Source organism: Imperialibacter sp., from assembly GCF_040222815.1.
Taxonomy (GTDB): Bacteria; Bacteroidota; Bacteroidia; order Cytophagales; family Cyclobacteriaceae; genus Imperialibacter.
In genome coordinates, this window is the sequence record NZ_JAVKCH010000037.1 from 55,320 (window position 1) to 70,059 (window position 14,740).

The 14,740-nt window shown below is 46.4% G+C and carries 12 protein-coding genes; 3 read left to right on the top strand and 9 right to left on the bottom strand.

Annotated features, from left to right (window positions below):
• Window positions 1-2: 2 nt before the first annotated feature.
• The 3 genes from RIF36_RS18535 to rbfA all read right to left on the bottom strand — a co-directional run bounded on the left by RIF36_RS18535 (window position 3) and on the right by rbfA (window position 4,766).
• Window positions 3-2,948 carry a DEAD/DEAH box helicase gene (locus RIF36_RS18535; protein WP_350127022.1) on the bottom strand — a complete coding sequence of 982 codons (2,946 nt, stop codon included), beginning with the start codon at window positions 2,946-2,948 and terminating at the stop codon, window positions 3-5.
• A 198-nt stretch (window positions 2,949-3,146) separates the two neighbouring features.
• The gene (locus RIF36_RS18540) at window positions 3,147-4,370 is read right to left on the bottom strand and encodes an FtsX-like permease family protein (protein WP_350127025.1); all 1,224 of its coding nucleotides are present in this window, start codon (window positions 4,368-4,370) and stop codon (window positions 3,147-3,149) included.
• Window positions 4,371-4,382: 12 nt separating this feature from the next.
• The gene (rbfA, locus tag RIF36_RS18545) at window positions 4,383-4,766 is read right to left on the bottom strand and encodes a 30S ribosome-binding factor RbfA (RefSeq protein WP_350078819.1); all 384 of its coding nucleotides are present in this window, start codon (window positions 4,764-4,766) and stop codon (window positions 4,383-4,385) included.
• An 85-nt stretch (window positions 4,767-4,851) separates the two neighbouring features.
• Here rbfA and RIF36_RS18550 point away from each other — a divergent pair, with 85 nt between their 5' ends.
• Complete coding sequence (locus tag RIF36_RS18550; protein ID WP_350127028.1) at window positions 4,852-6,261, top strand: hypothetical protein; 1,410 nt, start codon at window positions 4,852-4,854, stop codon at window positions 6,259-6,261.
• Here the strand turns inward: RIF36_RS18550 and rpiB are convergent, their stop codons facing one another.
• From rpiB to glyA, 3 genes are read right to left on the bottom strand one after another with little or no spacing between them, the layout of a single operon-like run.
• Window positions 6,262-6,696, bottom strand: a complete 435-nt coding sequence (gene rpiB / locus RIF36_RS18555; RefSeq protein WP_350127031.1) for a ribose 5-phosphate isomerase B — start codon at window positions 6,694-6,696, stop codon at window positions 6,262-6,264.
• Window positions 6,693-7,499 (bottom strand): twin-arginine translocase subunit TatC, encoded by an 807-nt coding sequence (gene tatC, locus RIF36_RS18560; RefSeq protein ID WP_350123380.1) that lies wholly within the window; start codon window positions 7,497-7,499, stop codon window positions 6,693-6,695. The genes rpiB and tatC overlap by 4 nt, the downstream gene beginning before the upstream one ends.
• Window positions 7,500-7,539: 40 nt before the next feature.
• On the bottom strand, window positions 7,540-8,811 hold the full coding sequence (gene glyA / locus RIF36_RS18565) for a serine hydroxymethyltransferase (RefSeq protein WP_350127034.1): 1,272 nt from the start codon (window positions 8,809-8,811) through the stop codon (window positions 7,540-7,542).
• Window positions 8,812-9,074: 263 nt separating this feature from the next.
• Between glyA and pheA the strand changes: the two genes are divergently transcribed.
• Both pheA and RIF36_RS18575 read left to right on the top strand, forming a co-directional pair.
• Complete coding sequence (gene pheA / locus RIF36_RS18570) at window positions 9,075-10,139, top strand: prephenate dehydratase (protein ID WP_152001544.1); 1,065 nt, start codon at window positions 9,075-9,077, stop codon at window positions 10,137-10,139.
• A gap of 141 nt (window positions 10,140-10,280) precedes the next feature.
• Window positions 10,281-10,553 (top strand): hypothetical protein, encoded by a 273-nt coding sequence (locus RIF36_RS18575; RefSeq protein WP_350127037.1) that lies wholly within the window; start codon window positions 10,281-10,283, stop codon window positions 10,551-10,553.
• Between the two features lie 42 nt (window positions 10,554-10,595).
• On the opposite strand, the gene RIF36_RS18580 is transcribed toward RIF36_RS18575, so the two are convergent.
• Genes RIF36_RS18580 through recJ form a run of 3 tightly spaced genes read right to left on the bottom strand, consistent with a single transcriptional unit; the run spans window position 10,596 to window position 14,582 of the window.
• Window positions 10,596-12,122, bottom strand: coding sequence for a GH3 auxin-responsive promoter family protein (locus tag RIF36_RS18580; RefSeq protein WP_502880025.1), 1,527 nt, complete (start codon window positions 12,120-12,122; stop codon window positions 10,596-10,598).
• Between the two features lie 12 nt (window positions 12,123-12,134).
• Window positions 12,135-12,866 (bottom strand): LPS export ABC transporter ATP-binding protein, encoded by a 732-nt coding sequence (gene lptB, locus RIF36_RS18585; RefSeq protein ID WP_350127040.1) that lies wholly within the window; start codon window positions 12,864-12,866, stop codon window positions 12,135-12,137.
• A 15-nt stretch (window positions 12,867-12,881) separates the two neighbouring features.
• Window positions 12,882-14,582, bottom strand: a complete 1,701-nt coding sequence (gene recJ, locus RIF36_RS18590; RefSeq protein ID WP_350127043.1) for a single-stranded-DNA-specific exonuclease RecJ — start codon at window positions 14,580-14,582, stop codon at window positions 12,882-12,884.
• Window positions 14,583-14,740 lie beyond the last annotated feature (158 nt).

The following is a 14,740-nucleotide window of genomic DNA, read 5'->3' on the forward strand; positions in this document are numbered from 1 at the left end:
TTTTAGGTTAATAGATTCTGGATATCTTCTTTCGAAAGATTTTTTACAAAACTCTCTTCGGTGCTAATTAATTCCGTAGCCAGCTTCATTTTTGACTGCTGAAGTGCCAATATTTTCTCCTCTACAGTGTTCTTCGTGATGAATTTGTAGGTAAAAACCTTGTTTTCCTGCCCAATTCTGTGCGCTCTGTCCACGGCTTGTGCCTCCACGGCCGGGTTCCACCAGGGGTCGAGGAGGAACACATAATCGGCCTTGGTTAAGTTTAGTCCTAAACCTCCTGCTTTCAGAGAGATAAGGAACACCTTAATGGAGGGATCATTTTGAAACTTCTCTACCTGTGCCTGGCGGTCCTTGGTGGAGCCGTCGAGATAGCAATAGGTAATTCTGTTTTCCTTCAGGTAATTTTCCAGCAAAGCCAGGTGTTTCACAAACTGACTAAAAACCAATATTTTGTGGTCTTTGCCGACAGCTGTTGCCAGCATGTGGGTCACGTCCTCCATCTTTCCTGAGTCGCCACCATAGTCGGGATCAACGAGCTTGGGGTGGTTGGCTATCTGCCGGAGCTTTGTCAGGCCCTGTAGCAAAATCATGTGCGACTTGTTGACGCCATCCGTTTCTATCTGATCCATGATTTTGTTTCTGAACAGCGACTTGGCTGTTTCATACTCCTCTTCCTGCATGGCAGTCATGGTGCAATACTGAACGTTTTCAACTTTCTCGGGCAACTCAGTAGCCACCTGGTTTTTCTTCCTCCGCAGAATAAACGGTTTTATAATGGCGTAAAGCTTCTGAACCTTCTTTTCGTCGTTCTTTTTTTCAATCGGGTTAAGAAACTCATTTTTGAAAAATGCCTGATTTCCCAAAAGTCCAGGATTGATAAAGCTCATTTGCGACCACAAGTCCAGCGTGGTGTTTTCGACTGGTGTTCCCGTCAGAATAAGTTTGTGCTTCGATCGAAGTTTCTTCACCGACTTGGCAATATTGGACGATGGGTTCTTAATGGCTTGCGACTCATCGAGGATAATGTAATTGAAGTAAAATTTTTCCAACAAGTCGACGTCAAGCCGCACAATGCCGTAGCTGGTAAGCACCAGGTCGTAGTCGGCAAATTTGGTCACATCTTTCTCTCTCTGTGTGCCTGTGTAGTTCAGCACTTTGAGGCCGGGAGTAAACTTTATTGCTTCTTTTTCCCAATTGTAGATAAGCGATGTAGGCATCACAAGCAAGCTGGTGCCGGTGTTGCCGTTTTGTTCTTCTTTCACAGCTTGAAGCATTGCTAGCGTCTGCACTGTTTTCCCCAGGCCCATGTCGTCCGCCAGGCAGCCACCAAAGTTGTAGCTGTTGAGGAACCTTAGCCAATTGAACCCCGCCTTCTGATAGGGTCTTAGAGTGCCCTTAAAATGCAATGGTGCCGGGAAGTCTTCGATCTCCTCAAAGCCACGCAACTTCTCCAGTTTTCTGCTGAGTGTCACGGTTGCCAGGTCGCTATTGCTCAACTCCTTAACCAGCGCCAGGTGATGTTTTTTGAGTGAAACGGCACTTCCATCAGCTTTGCCATCTTCGGCAAAATTGAAAAGCTCTGAATATTCCGTAAACCAGGCCTCAGGGATAACGGCGATTTCCCCATTGGGGAGTGTAATTTCCCGCTGTTTACGAATGATATGCTTTCGGATGGTTTGAAATGGAATTTCAAACTCCCCGAACCGAACCGTGGCAAAAATGTCGAACCAGTCAATATTTTCTCGAACCTCAATCGAGATTTGGGACGTGCCAATAAAGTACCGTTTGTCTCCCTTCTGATTTTGCTGAAGTTTGACACCAAGGTCAGCCAGCTTAGGGGCGGTAAAAGACATCCAACTGAATGCTTCCCCTTTGTTCAAGGTGGCCTTTGCATGCTTCAACTCCAGGCCCGACTCTTTCAGTATGGCAATAATTTCCCGCTCTCTTACCAGGTCACGATTGACCCTGTGAAATGTGTAATCGTCTCCGTTTTGCTCTACCGACACACTCACTTCTGTCAGATTTTCAGCTTTGAACTTGTACGGGCCGTATTGAAAAACGAGCTCAAAAAGCATTTTTTCATCGTTGGGATCGCCCGCCACAGCCACATTGCCCTCGTCGGAAAAGAGTGATAGCTCTTTTGTTGATGCAAGCTCAGAAAAAGTGATAACAGCCTTTGGGGGGAAGCTAACAGTGTTGATGGTAAAGCCTTTGGCATATACGTCAAAAGCTGCAACGAGAGGAGCGACGAATTTCCTGTAGTAAGTATCCTCCACCGACTTGGGGATCACAATAAATTTCTTGTTCAAAAACGGCATTAGCTTATGGCCGTCTACTTCTTTTTTGAAAGTGAACAGCATATTGTCCATCACCATCCAGGCCGGCTTTTTACTTACGATGTAGGCTCCCTTGTTGTTGAACTCAAGCTTTTCGCCGTTCAGCTTTAGTGTTGGGAAGTAATGAGTGTTGTCTTCATTTCGCCTGAAGTGGAAGAGAACAGTGGCTGGTTCGTTCTGCCATTCCAACTTTTTCCAGGCAGGGTCACCATCTCGTCCCATTTCGTAAACCTCCTTGTTCACCATCAAGGGCAGTAGTTTTCCTCTCCTTCTTTCCAGGTATTGCTCAATTTCCTGCTGTAGCAGCTTGTTTCCCTTTTCGCTGTCGTAGGTTTTCAAAAAGAACTCAGCTGGCTTGATCTTTTTTTTATGAAAGTGACTCACTACCGCATCCTGCTGCATCGAGTCCATCGTCTTTATGATCTCGTAGTCGACTTCGTCCAGTCCGGCAGCAAACTCCTGTGCGTTCTTGAAGGAAATATTTTGAGAAGCCAAAGAAAGCCTGCCTTTTTCATCTACTTGTACAACGAACGATTCCGCCAAATACCCGAGGTACTCGTGCTGGAACAGAGAATAAATTAATTTGAATGGTTTTGCTGGCGAAACGTTCATTAATAGATTCTAAAAATTTTCAAACCTGAAAACTAACCATTATCGGTCAAATAAGCATTAAAATTCTGTAATCTGTTAGACTTTAAAATCAAGGAAGTTTCGCCAATCAGTTGAAAACTAAAACATTGATAGTGTTATTGGTGGAGCACCCGAGGGCGATTCATTTTATATACGGCAAAAAATGAACCGCCGGTGGGTTCACAAGTCGCCGATAAACTTTGATTTGCTGGCCAGGTAGGCGGGTCTGTAGGAGGCAAGCAAGGTGACCAGGATAGAAAGCACAGCGGTAATGGCAACGTCCAGGGGATCGATGAGCACAGGATAGGCGTCTACAATGGAGCTTTGCATACCCAAAGAAATGACTCCAAACTGCTGTTGAAGATAGCTTATGGTAAGGCCCAGCACCAGGCCGACTGAGGCGCCAATGAGCCCGATAAGTGCACCTTCCGACACGAAAATCCTCCGGATGAGCTTGTCTGTGGCACCAAGCGCATAGAGGATTGCCACATCCTTTTTCTTTTCAAGGGCAAGCATGGAAAGCGAGAAGAAGATGTTAAATGAGGCAATAGCTACAATAAACGAGAAGGTCAGAAAAACGAAAAACTTCTCCCACTTCAGTATTTTAAAGAGGTCGGAGTGTTGCTCTTCTGAAGTTTGGATTTTGAATTGGTCGCCAAGTAGTTTTTGTAGGGCCGGCTTCACAGCTTCTGGGGTGAAACCCTCTTGTAGTTGCAGCTCCAGGCTTGTTCTTTTGTTGCCAAACTCAGTTAATGTGACGGCAAAATCAAGTGGGACGAAGATGTAGGTCTCGTCGTACTGTTTCTCAAGAGCAAAAAAGCCACCTGGCATAATGCTTTGCTTATTGAAATAGCTCGATGGGCTTAACGAGCCTGGGTTCACATTTTTTGGGTAATGAAGCTGTAGTGCGAGGAAATCGTTGTTGGCCGAAATTGAAAGGGCGTACTGAATGCCACGCCCAATAATGGCCCTTGGCATTTTGTCTTTCTTTAGAAGGAGTTCGCCCTGAACAAGGTGCTCTTCAAAGCGGTGGTTGCTGATGAAATTATCGCTAACACCCTTTATTTTCGCCACCATGTCGGTGTCGTTGTAGGAAATGAGCACAAAGTCTTCGATTACTTCAGACACAATCGATACACCCGGAACAGCCGCTATTGAATCAATCAGGCTTTTGTTGGCTGCAAAAGTTTTCCCCTTTGAAGCCTCTACTTTTATCTGCGAGTCAAATGTGCCGTACAGGTTTCTGAGAATATCCTCCAGCCCATTGAAAAATGAGAGCCCAATGATCAATGCCATGGTGCCAACGGCAACCCCTACCATGGAGATGATGGAAATAACGTTGATGAAGTTTTTCTTTTTCTTGGAGACGAAATACTTCCTGGCGATGAATAGAGGTAGATTCAAAGTAGTAGTTCGTTAACCTTCTGTCTCTTCATTTTCCTCGTCCGCCGGTGGAATATCTAGGCTGTTGATCAAACTATCCATTTTGTGTGCGTGATCCTCAGTGTCATCAATAAAGAAAGCAATTTCAGGAATTATTCTTACCTGCTTGCCTATCCTTTGGCCAAGAAGTTTCCGAACCTGGCTCTTGCGCTCGTTAATCTGCGCAAGCATTTCATCTCTGTCCTCCGCCATGAAAATGCTGAGGTATACCTTTGCGAAGCCAAGATCCGGGCTCATTTTCACCAGCGTAATGGTGATAAAGGCCTTTCCAAACATGTGTTTTGTGTCACGCTGGAAAATCTCCCCTAATTCTTTCTGTATTAAGCGGGCGTATTTTTGTTGTCTGGTGCTCTCCATAAGATGGCAAATATCCGCATTATTTTGCACAATCGGCGTTATAACACGTATTTTCGTGGCAAGACAATAACCTTGAGAAAATCCGTTGCTATCTTTTTTTAGAATAAACGACCCTTACCGCCTTATTTTTGTGCTGCTACTTTTGGTGCTGGTAAGACTGCCATTTTACATTTGGGGAATTCCACTGACGTTACCCGAGTTGCACTGGCGGCTTGTTGGGGAAGCAATGGCTCAGGGTGGCCACCTTTATCTCGATATTTGGGACGACATCGGGCCGCTGTCGGGCGTTATGTATCAGGTGATCTTTTACCTGTTTGGCGACTCCCGCTTGCCTTACTACATCATCTCTGCTTTGCTGGTTATCATTCAGGCGGGCCTATTCAACCAGGTACTGCTGCGGAACAAGGCCTACAAAGAAAACACCTACGTGCCTGCGTTGTTCTACATGATGTACATGAATCTTTCATTCGATTTCATCACGCTGTCGCCAATTCTGTTCAGTATCACGTTCATCTTATTAGCGATCAACAATATTTTCCGGCGCATAGACAACAATACCCGGGACGAGCTTTTCCTCTACACAGGCCTTTATTTGGGTGTTGCAGTATTGTTCTATCTGCCGCTGCTTCCCTTCCTTCTTACCACAGCATTGTCGCTGGCGCTCTTTACGGGATCCATTCCACGGCGGTACATTCTGCTCTTTTTTGGCTTTTCGGTGGTGATTTCTGTCAGCTATGCTTACTACTATTGGCTCGACGCAGTGGATGAGTTCCACACGCAGTTTATGAAAGGACTTTGGAGGACCAGGAAACATTATTTGATGTCCTCTTTTCAGCTTTTGGTTATCGGCGGTGCCTCACTGTTGATTCTTGTGGTTTCTCTGTTTCGCATTTACACGAAAGCAAGGTTTGCCAACTATCAGGTGAAGTTTCAGCAGGTAATGTTCATCAACATTATTGCCGGGTTCATCACGTTGGCTATTTCGAATCAAATCGTTCCTCACCTGCTCCTTATTTTCGTGCCGCCGCTCGCTTTCTTCACCGCTCACTATATATTGGAAATGAGGCGGAGGATTTGGGCTGAAATATTCACCACTTTGGTTTTTGTTTTAGTGCTAGGGTGGAGCTATACAATATTTAGAGTGCCCCCAAAGCTCAATGAGACAATTACTTACGATGCATATTTCGCTCAAAAAGAGTTGTTGCCCGTTAGCTACGCAGGCAAGAAAATATGGGTAATTGGCGATAAGGAAAGCTACTACGAAAGCGCCGCATTGGGCAGCAAATATCTTAACTGGGACCTGAGCGAGGAGGAGGTAACGCAACTCGATTTTTACCGGAATGTTGAAAACGTATTCAACAATATCGATCAGCTCCAGCCAGAAGTAATCGTAGACCTTGAAGGCCTGATGCCTAAGCTAATAGATCGGGCACCTGCTGTAGGCGAAAGATATGAGAGTGTAGAGGGGACTAACTTCTATATAAGAAGGGAGTAGTCAACAGCTTATTTTGCCCACCCTTCGTTCGTGCCTGCCTCCCTCGAATTCAACTGAAAGAAAAGCCTTGACCATTTTTTCAGCTTCTTCATACTCGACAAATCGCTCCGGCATGCACAATACGTTGGCATTGTTGTGCTGCCTTGCAAGCGCAGCGAGTTCCTCTTTCCAGCAAAGGGCCGCTCGTATTTGCTGGTGTTTATTGGCTGTCATGGCCACACCGTTGCCACTGCCGCAAATAAGAATACCAAAATCAGATTCATGATTTTCGACGGATGTGGCTACAGGATGAGCGAAGTCTGCATAGTCTATCGAATCAGCACTGTGGGTGCCAAAATCCTTTACCACGTAACCTTCATCCTGCAAAAAGGCTAGTATTTTTTCTTTGTAACCGAAGCCCGCATGATCAGCTCCCAAAGCTATTTTTAAACTCATGACTTAGCGTTTCGTTTCAATTCTTCTTTTGCTTCTCTGCGTTTGATTCTTTTCGAAATATAGATACTCACCTCATATAGCCCCACGATAGGCAGAGAAACAAGCATTTGGCTGAAAGGGTCTGGCGGAGTGATCACGGCACCAACGATGAAGATAACGACGATAGCGTGTTTTCTGTAAGTGATCAGGAATTCCGGTGTGACGATTCCGGCCTTGGTCAGGAAGTACATTACGATCGGAAGCTGGAAAATCAGCCCGCTTGATAACACTAGCGTGACTACCGTGGAAACATAAGAGATAATATCAAACTCGTTGAGAATGGATGGATCCAGCTGATAGTTGGCCAGGAAGTAAACTGACACAGGCGTCACTATAAAGTAGCCGAACAACACACCGATCATGAAAAGGAAGCTTACGAAAAAGGTGGCCCCACGAGTCAAATTCCTTTCATGTGAGTAAAGTCCCGGCGCAACAAATCGCCAAATTTCCCAAAAGGCATAGGGGAAGGCGCAAATTAGCCCCACCACCAGTGAGGAGGTGATGTGCATAGTGAACTGTCCGGTAAGCTGTCGGCTTTGGATAATGAAGGGAAGCTCGTTGATGCACAGCGCATCTATTCCAACGACTTCTGAGAGCTTGCAAAGCATTCTGTAAGACCAGAAGTCAGTTTTGGATGGGCCAAGAATCAGTACCCCAAAAATGAAGCCCTTGGAAACAAAAGCAGCCACGGAAAAAACTAATACTGATGCTACTGAACGTACCAAATGCCACCTGAGCTCCTCCAGGTGGTCGATAAACGACATTTCTTTCTCTTCACTCTCCGCCACGGCCGATATAGTTTAATTATTTGTAAAGTGGGAAGTTGCTCATCCAGCTATTTACCTCCTTCTTGATAGCGGAAAGTTTGGACTCATTCTCATGGTTCATCAATGCGTCGTCCACCAGTTCGGCGATTTTCAGCATCTCCTTTTCTTTGAGTCCTCTTGTGGTCATGGCCGCAGTTCCGAGCCTCATGCCTGAGGTTACAAACGGAGACTTGTCGTCGAAGGGAACCATATTTTTGTTGATGGTAATATCCGCTTTTATAAGGCCATTTTCTGCCTGTTTGCCACTAAGGTTTTTGGGGCGCAGGTCAATCAGCATCATGTGGTTGTCGGTACCATCCGAAATCACTTTGTAGCCTTTATCCACAAACGCCTGCGACATTACCTTCGCATTTTTTTGTACCTGAAGCACGTAGTTCATGTAGTCATCCGACAAAGCTTCCTGAAAAGCAATGGCTTTGGCTGCAATCACATGCTCCAGTGGGCCGCCTTGCGTGCCAGGGAAAACACCGCCGTCCAGCAGCGACGTCATCATTCTCAAGTCACCTTTAGGCGTTTTTAGCCCAAACGGATTCTCAAAATCCTCCCTCATCATGATCATGCCGCCCCTTGGGCCCCGCAGTGTTTTGTGCGTGGTGGTGGTTACTATGTGGCAATAGTCAAGCGGATCGTTGAGCAAACCCCGGGCAATGAGCCCCGCAGGGTGAGATACATCTGCCAGCAATAGGGCCCCTACTTCATCGGCAATGGCCCTGAGCCTTTCGTAGTCCCAGTCTCTGCTATACGCTGAAGCACCACAAATCATCAACTTCGGTTTTTCTTTCTTTGCCGTAGCTTCTACCACGTCATAGTTGATGACGCCGGTTTCCTTTTCAACGCCATAAAAATTGGCCCGGTATAGCTTACCGGAGAAGTTGACGGGGGATCCGTGAGTTAAATGTCCACCATGTGAAAGGTCAAACCCAAGGATAGCGTCACCGGCATTAAGCACTGCCAGCATCACGGCGGCATTTGCCTGAGCCCCTGAGTGAGGTTGTACGTTGGCCCACGTGGCACCAAACAATTCCTTTGCACGCTCAATCGCAAGAGTTTCTATCTCATCAACTACTTCGCAGCCCCCATAGTATCTTTTACCAGGCAGCCCCTCGGCGTATTTGTTGGTTAACACGGTGCCCATTGCCTCGATTACCTGCGGAGAAGCAAAGTTCTCGGAGGCTATCAACTCAATGCCGTCTTCTTGTCTTTTCTTCTCTTTTTGGATGAGGTCAAAAATCAATGTATCTCTCTGCATTTCAGGAATTGTTTGCGGCCAAAGTTAGCGCAAGCAGTAGAATTTACCAATTGAAATACCAGACGTATTACAATGCCTTTTCTAGCGTGCGATAACCGATAGAAATATGCCTTGGCGAAGCCCGCCGTTTCTGCCAACTGACACAGCTACCATATGTTGTTTTACCCAAAAAAAACGTACATTTTTGTTCCCATTTCAAAATAAAGGCAACATCCGCACAGCGCACACCTGTTGGATCAGGAAATAATTATAAGGGAAAGGACATGGCACTAGAAGAATACCGGAAGCAGATAGATGACCTGGACAACAGGATTTTGGACTTATTGGCTCAGAGGATGGAAGTGGTGAAGCAGGTCGGTGACCTGAAGAGAAAGACCAATGCCACGATTTACCGCCCCGAAAGAGAAAAGGCTATTATCGACAGGCTTGACAAAATGAACAAAGGTTTGCTCAACAGGGCGGCCATTGAGGCCATCTTTCTTGAGATTTTCGCAGTGGCAAGGAATCTGGAGCTGCCCGAACGAGTGGCCTACCTTGGTCCGGAGGGAAGTTTTACCCACCAGGCGGCCGAAAGCCGGTATGGAGCAATGAGCACTTACACCTCACTCAACTCCATTGAAGCGGTGTTTGAAACCGTTAAGAGCGATAGGGCAAGGTTTGGCGTAGTGCCTATTGAGAATAACCAGGAGGGTGTGGTGCAGGAAACAATTGACCTGCTCGGCAGGTATGACCTTAACATCATTGCCGAGCTGCCTTTGGCCATCCATTTCGCTTTTGCCACTGAGGAAGAAAACCTGAAGAGTATTAAGAAAATCTATTCTAAAGACATTGCTTTCAGGCAGTGTAGTGCATTCATCGAGGATCATTTCGACAAAGGGGTAGAGCTGGTGCCGGTAAACTCTACCAGCACGGCCGTAAAAATAGCTAAGGAAGAAAAAGGTGCGGCGGCCATTTGTGCGCACATCGCTGCCAAGGAATACGACCTTCCGATATTGTTTGAGAACATTGAAGATTCCGGGGAAAATTCTACCCGCTTCATCATTCTTTGCAAAGGCCATTTTAACGAGCCAAGTAACAATGACAAGACTTCCATTTTGGCACGCCTCGAAGACAAGCCGGGAGCTTTGGTTACCTTCCTGCAAGAATTTCACAAAGCCAAGATCAATCTTTGCAAAGTTGAGAGCCGGCCAGCCAAAGAAGGCTCTAATTTTAAGTATATTTTTTACATAGACTTCGATGGTCATTTCAATGACAGACGGGTCCAAAAGGTGGTGAAGAACTACTGGCACAATATTAAGTGGTTAGGCAGCTATGTGAAGCTGGTTTAGTCAAAAAAGTAGTTCCATTGAGAAGAACGAAACGCACTTTTGGATCGTTTTAAACTCATCTGAGAAATATTTGAGACCTCAAATCCCAAAGCGTGACAAACAGCCACGCTTGCCTGGAAAAGGACACAAAAAACCATCGAAATGAAAAAGCTATCAATGCTGGCCGCAGTGGCTATAGCTTTTGGAATTGTGGTTGAGGCCAATGCTCAACAAATTGAAATAGGCAAGAACACAAAAATTGAGAGGAGCGAAGTGCCCATTCGGATCCTCAAAAGCCTGGAGAATGAATTTCCGGAAACGAGTAATTTTCAGGATCAAACATGGTACCTGCACTACATGGAAGGCAAGGGCAGTTTAGAGCGCCTGATTGTGATATCTCCGGATGGCAAGGTGATCCGGGACAGGCATTCATGATGATGAAATGAGAGGTACCAAGGGAGCTGCAAGCTCCCTTTTCTATACTGAAACGTTCATCATTTCGAGCAAGTCGTCAATATACTCCCGGGAATTGGAAAGCCGTGGCACTTTATTTTGGCCACCTAACTTCCCTCTTTTTTTCATCCATTGGTAGAAAGTGCCTTCTTCCACTACGTAGAGCACCGGCGCTTCGAGGGCAAGGCCTTTATATCGTTTGGCATCGTAGTCTGAATTAATTTTTCGAAGGGTGCTGTCCAAAACCTCTATGAACCGGGTTCTGTCGTTGGGAGGCTTAATAAACTCCATCACCCATTCGTGAGCTCCCTTTTGACCACCCTCCAGGTAGCGTGGGGCGGCTGTAAAATTGCTGATAACCGCCGAGGTTTCCCTGCATGCTTCAGTAATCGCCGTTTCTGCATTCTCTATAATCAGCTCTTCACCGAAGGCATTGATAAAATGCTTTGTCCGGCCACTGATTTTGACCCGGAAAGGGCTGATAGAGGTAAACTTAACTGTGTCACCAATTCTGTATCTCCAGAGCCCGGCGTTGGTGGTAATGATCATCGCATAATTGACGCCGATTTCTACCTGTTCCAGAGTAAGGGCTTTGGGGCTATCGTTCCCAATTTCCTCAAAAGGAACAAACTCATAAAAAATGCCGTAGTCGAGCATCAGCAGCATCTCGTCTGAATTCCTTTGGTCTTGTATGCCAAAAAAGCCTTCGGATGCATTGTATGTTTCCATGTACCTCATGCCATCGGAGGGAATGAGCGACTTGAAGAGGTCTTTGTAGGGAGGGAAGGCTACCGCACCATGGAAGAAGACTTCCAGGTTTGGCCACACCTCCAGGATGTTGGTTTTGCCGGTCAACTCCAGTATTCGCTGTAGCAAAACGACAGTCCATGTGGGTACACCGCTGATGCTGGTCACGTTTTCCTCCAGGGTAGTGGTGGCCATCATCTCAATTTTTTCTTCCCACTCGTCCATCAGCGCAATTTCCATACTGGGTGTGCGCACAAACTGAACCCAGAGAGGGAGGTTCTTGATGATAACAGCGGAAACGTCGCCATAATAGGAGTTGGCGTTTTTGTCAAATTGATTGATCTGCTGGCTGCCGCCAATGGTGAGACCCTTGCCTGTAAAAAGCTTGGATTCGGGGTAGTTATTAACGTAAATGGAAATCAGATCTTTGCCGCCTTTGAAATGACAGTCTTCAAGTGCTTCAGGGGAAACAGGAATAAATTTACTGCGGGCATTGGTAGTGCCTGACGACTTGGCAAACCACTTTACCTCACTTGGCCAGAGCACATTTTGCTCCCCCTTCATTAATCGGTCAATATAGGGCGCCAGTTCTTCGTAAGACACGATCGGCACCCGCTTTTGAAAGTCCTCGTGATTTCGGAAATCAACGAAGCCGTATTTGTTGCCGTATTCTGTGTCTTTGCCCCGCTGAATCAGCCTCTGGAAAAGCTCCTCCTGCACCTCAAAGGGATACTTCATGAAAAGCTCAATCTGGTGGATTCGCTTTTTCATGACCCAGGTCATTATAGAATTGAGAATTTCCATTGGTGTTGTTTACTAAACTTTTCTTTTCAACTCGAAGTGCTTGCCCAGGTACACCCTTCTTACCTGTTCGTCTGCAGCCAACTCTTCGGCAGTCCCTGATTTTAGCAGTTTTCCTTCAAACATCAAATAGGCCCTGTCAGTTATCGACAGCGTTTCATTCACATTGTGATCCGTGATAAGGATTCCAATGTCCTTTTTCTTGAGCTGTGCCACAATAGTTTGGATCTCTTCGACGGCGATTGGGTCTACCCCTGCAAAAGGCTCATCTAATAATACAAAATTGGGATCAACCGCCAAAGCCCTGGCTATCTCCGTTCTTCTTCTCTCTCCTCCGGATAGCACCATGCCGAGGTTTTTGCGCACATGCCCAAGGCTAAACTCGTCCAGCAGGCTCTCAAGCTTTTCCTTTTGCTCCGCCTTCGGAATGTTCCTCATTTCGAGAACAGCCATGATATTTTCTTCTACACTTAGTTTCCTGAACACGGAGGCTTCCTGTGCCAAATACCCGATACCAAGCTTGGCCCTCCGGTACATCGGCAGGTCAGTGATGTTCTGTTCATCCAGGAAAATTTCCCCGTCGTTGGGCTTTATCAGGCCCACAATCATGTAAAAGGAAGTTGTTTTTCCGGCACCGTTGGGGCCGAGCAAACCGACAATTTCTCCTTGCGAAACCTCAACTGACACATTGTTGACAACGCTTCTTCCTTTATACTTTTTTATCAGGTTGTGTGCACTTAGTTTCATCGATCCTTCCGGGTATTAATCAAGCTTCAAATCTTTGATGTGTAATTGCATGGTTTTGTTTCCCATAAAATCATTCTCTTCAATGGTATACGCCACATTGAAAGGTGCGCCATCGGCAACAGCATCGTAGTACTCGCCGAACCCAAAAGCAATCGCTTCAAGCGAAGCTTTGGAGCCTTCCTGGCTCAAAAACATTTTCAGGTGTATGTCTTTCAGTTGCTTTACCGATTTGGCTACTACGTTGGTCGAGACAAACACCGGTTGCATGTTGCCTGGCCCAAATGGAGCCATTTGACGCAAAATATTGAAAAACTTGTGGTTGATACCTTCGATAGGAATTGCCAGGTCGATGTCAATGATTGGCTCCAGCATTTCGGGTGTAATTCTTCTGGCCACCACTTCTTCGAACCGTTCCTTAAAGGCCTCAACCTTGTCCAGATTCATCGTTAGCCCGGCGGCGTACTTATGACCACCGTACTGGTCAAGTAAGTCAGCACACTCTGCTATGGCTTCGTACACATCGAAGCCCACCACTGACCGGGCACTGCCGGTTGCTTTGCTATTTGACTCTGTAAGTATAATAGTAGGCCGATAGAATTTTTCTATGCAACGGGACGCTACAATGCCTATAACGCCCTTGTGCCAATTTTCTCTATACAGCACAGTCGAAAAAGATTTCTTTAGCTGGTCTTCTTCTTCAATTATAGCCAGGGCTTCTTTTGTAATATTTTCATCAAAGCCTTTTCTGAGATCGTTTTTGATGTCAAGCTGGGCTGCCAGCTCCTCGGCTTCTTCCTCCGTTCTTGCCAGCAACAGCTCCACCGCCGCACCCGCATGATCAATTCGGCCGGCGGCGTTGATGCGAGGCCCAATGCCAAAGACTACCCGGGTCACTGTAACATCTCCCCGGATACCCGAAAGGTTTTTCAAAGCTTTCAGGCCAGGCAAAGGCGATTTATTGAGCTTTTGCAATCCAAAGTAGGCCAGCACCCTGTTTTCGCCTACTACAGGCACAATGTCGGAAGCAATGCTGACAGCCACCAGATCGAGGTAAAGATAAAGCTCCTGGATATCGACCGTGTTTTGTATCGCAAAGGCCTGCATGAGCTTGAAACCGACTCCACAGCCGCTGAGTCCATCAAACGGGTAATCGCAATCGAGGCGTTTTGGGTCAAGCACGGCAAATGCCTTTGGCAGCTCCGGGCCGGGAAGGTGGTGGTCGCAAATGATGAAGTCCACACCGAGGGAATTGGCGAGGGCTACTTTCGAAACTGCTTTTATGCCACAGTCCAGGGCAATGACGAGTGTAAAGCCATGCTCGGCTGCCCAGCGAACGCCAGTTTCCGAAATGCCGTAACCCTCATCGTAACGGTCAGGTATATAGTAGTCGATGTTGGAATGATACTTACGGAGAAACCCATAAGCCAGTGCCACAGAAGTGGTGCCATCCACGTCGTAGTCTCCATAAATAAGAATTTTCTCTTTTTTGAAAATGGCCTCACTCAACCTGTTCACCGCCTTTTCCATGTCTTTCATCAGAAATGGATCGTGTAGCTGACCCAGGTGTGGCCTGAAAAAGGCACGGGTTTCTTCGAAAGTGCTATAGCCTCTTTGAACCAGCAATGCTGCCAGGGTATCACTTACCTTGATGCCTGAAGCGAGCGAATGCACTGTTTCGGGATCAGGTAGGTCTTTGTATACCCATCTTTTGCTCATTTATTGCTGCGATTGAAGTACTTGGGAAATATGAAAAACAGGTTATTTCCAAAAATACAAATTCAATCGATTGATGAGCGATAGTCTGTAAAGAAATGAGGAGAATAAGGTGACATGCCCGAAGGAAGCGTCGGGTGGCAATATTCTATTTGAAAAAA

Coding starts and splice junctions, on each gene's coding strand:
- tatC (WP_350123380.1), bottom strand. CDS start 7,499: ATGTCGTTTATCGACCACCTGGAGGAGCTCAGGTGGCATTTGGTACGT.
- lptB (WP_350127040.1), bottom strand. CDS start 12,866: ATGAAACTAAGTGCACACAACCTGATAAAAAAGTATAAAGGAAGAAGC.
- RIF36_RS18575 (WP_350127037.1), top strand. CDS start 10,281: ATGAAAAAGCTATCAATGCTGGCCGCAGTGGCTATAGCTTTTGGAATT.
- pheA (WP_152001544.1), top strand. CDS start 9,075: ATGGCACTAGAAGAATACCGGAAGCAGATAGATGACCTGGACAACAGG.
- rbfA (WP_350078819.1), bottom strand. CDS start 4,766: ATGGAGAGCACCAGACAACAAAAATACGCCCGCTTAATACAGAAAGAA.
- rpiB (WP_350127031.1), bottom strand. CDS start 6,696: ATGAGTTTAAAAATAGCTTTGGGAGCTGATCATGCGGGCTTCGGTTAC.
- RIF36_RS18535 (WP_350127022.1), bottom strand. CDS start 2,948: ATGAACGTTTCGCCAGCAAAACCATTCAAATTAATTTATTCTCTGTTC.
- RIF36_RS18580 (WP_502880025.1), bottom strand. CDS start 12,122: ATGGAAATTCTCAATTCTATAATGACCTGGGTCATGAAAAAGCGAATC.
- glyA (WP_350127034.1), bottom strand. CDS start 8,811: ATGCAGAGAGATACATTGATTTTTGACCTCATCCAAAAAGAGAAGAAA.
- recJ (WP_350127043.1), bottom strand. CDS start 14,582: ATGAGCAAAAGATGGGTATACAAAGACCTACCTGATCCCGAAACAGTG.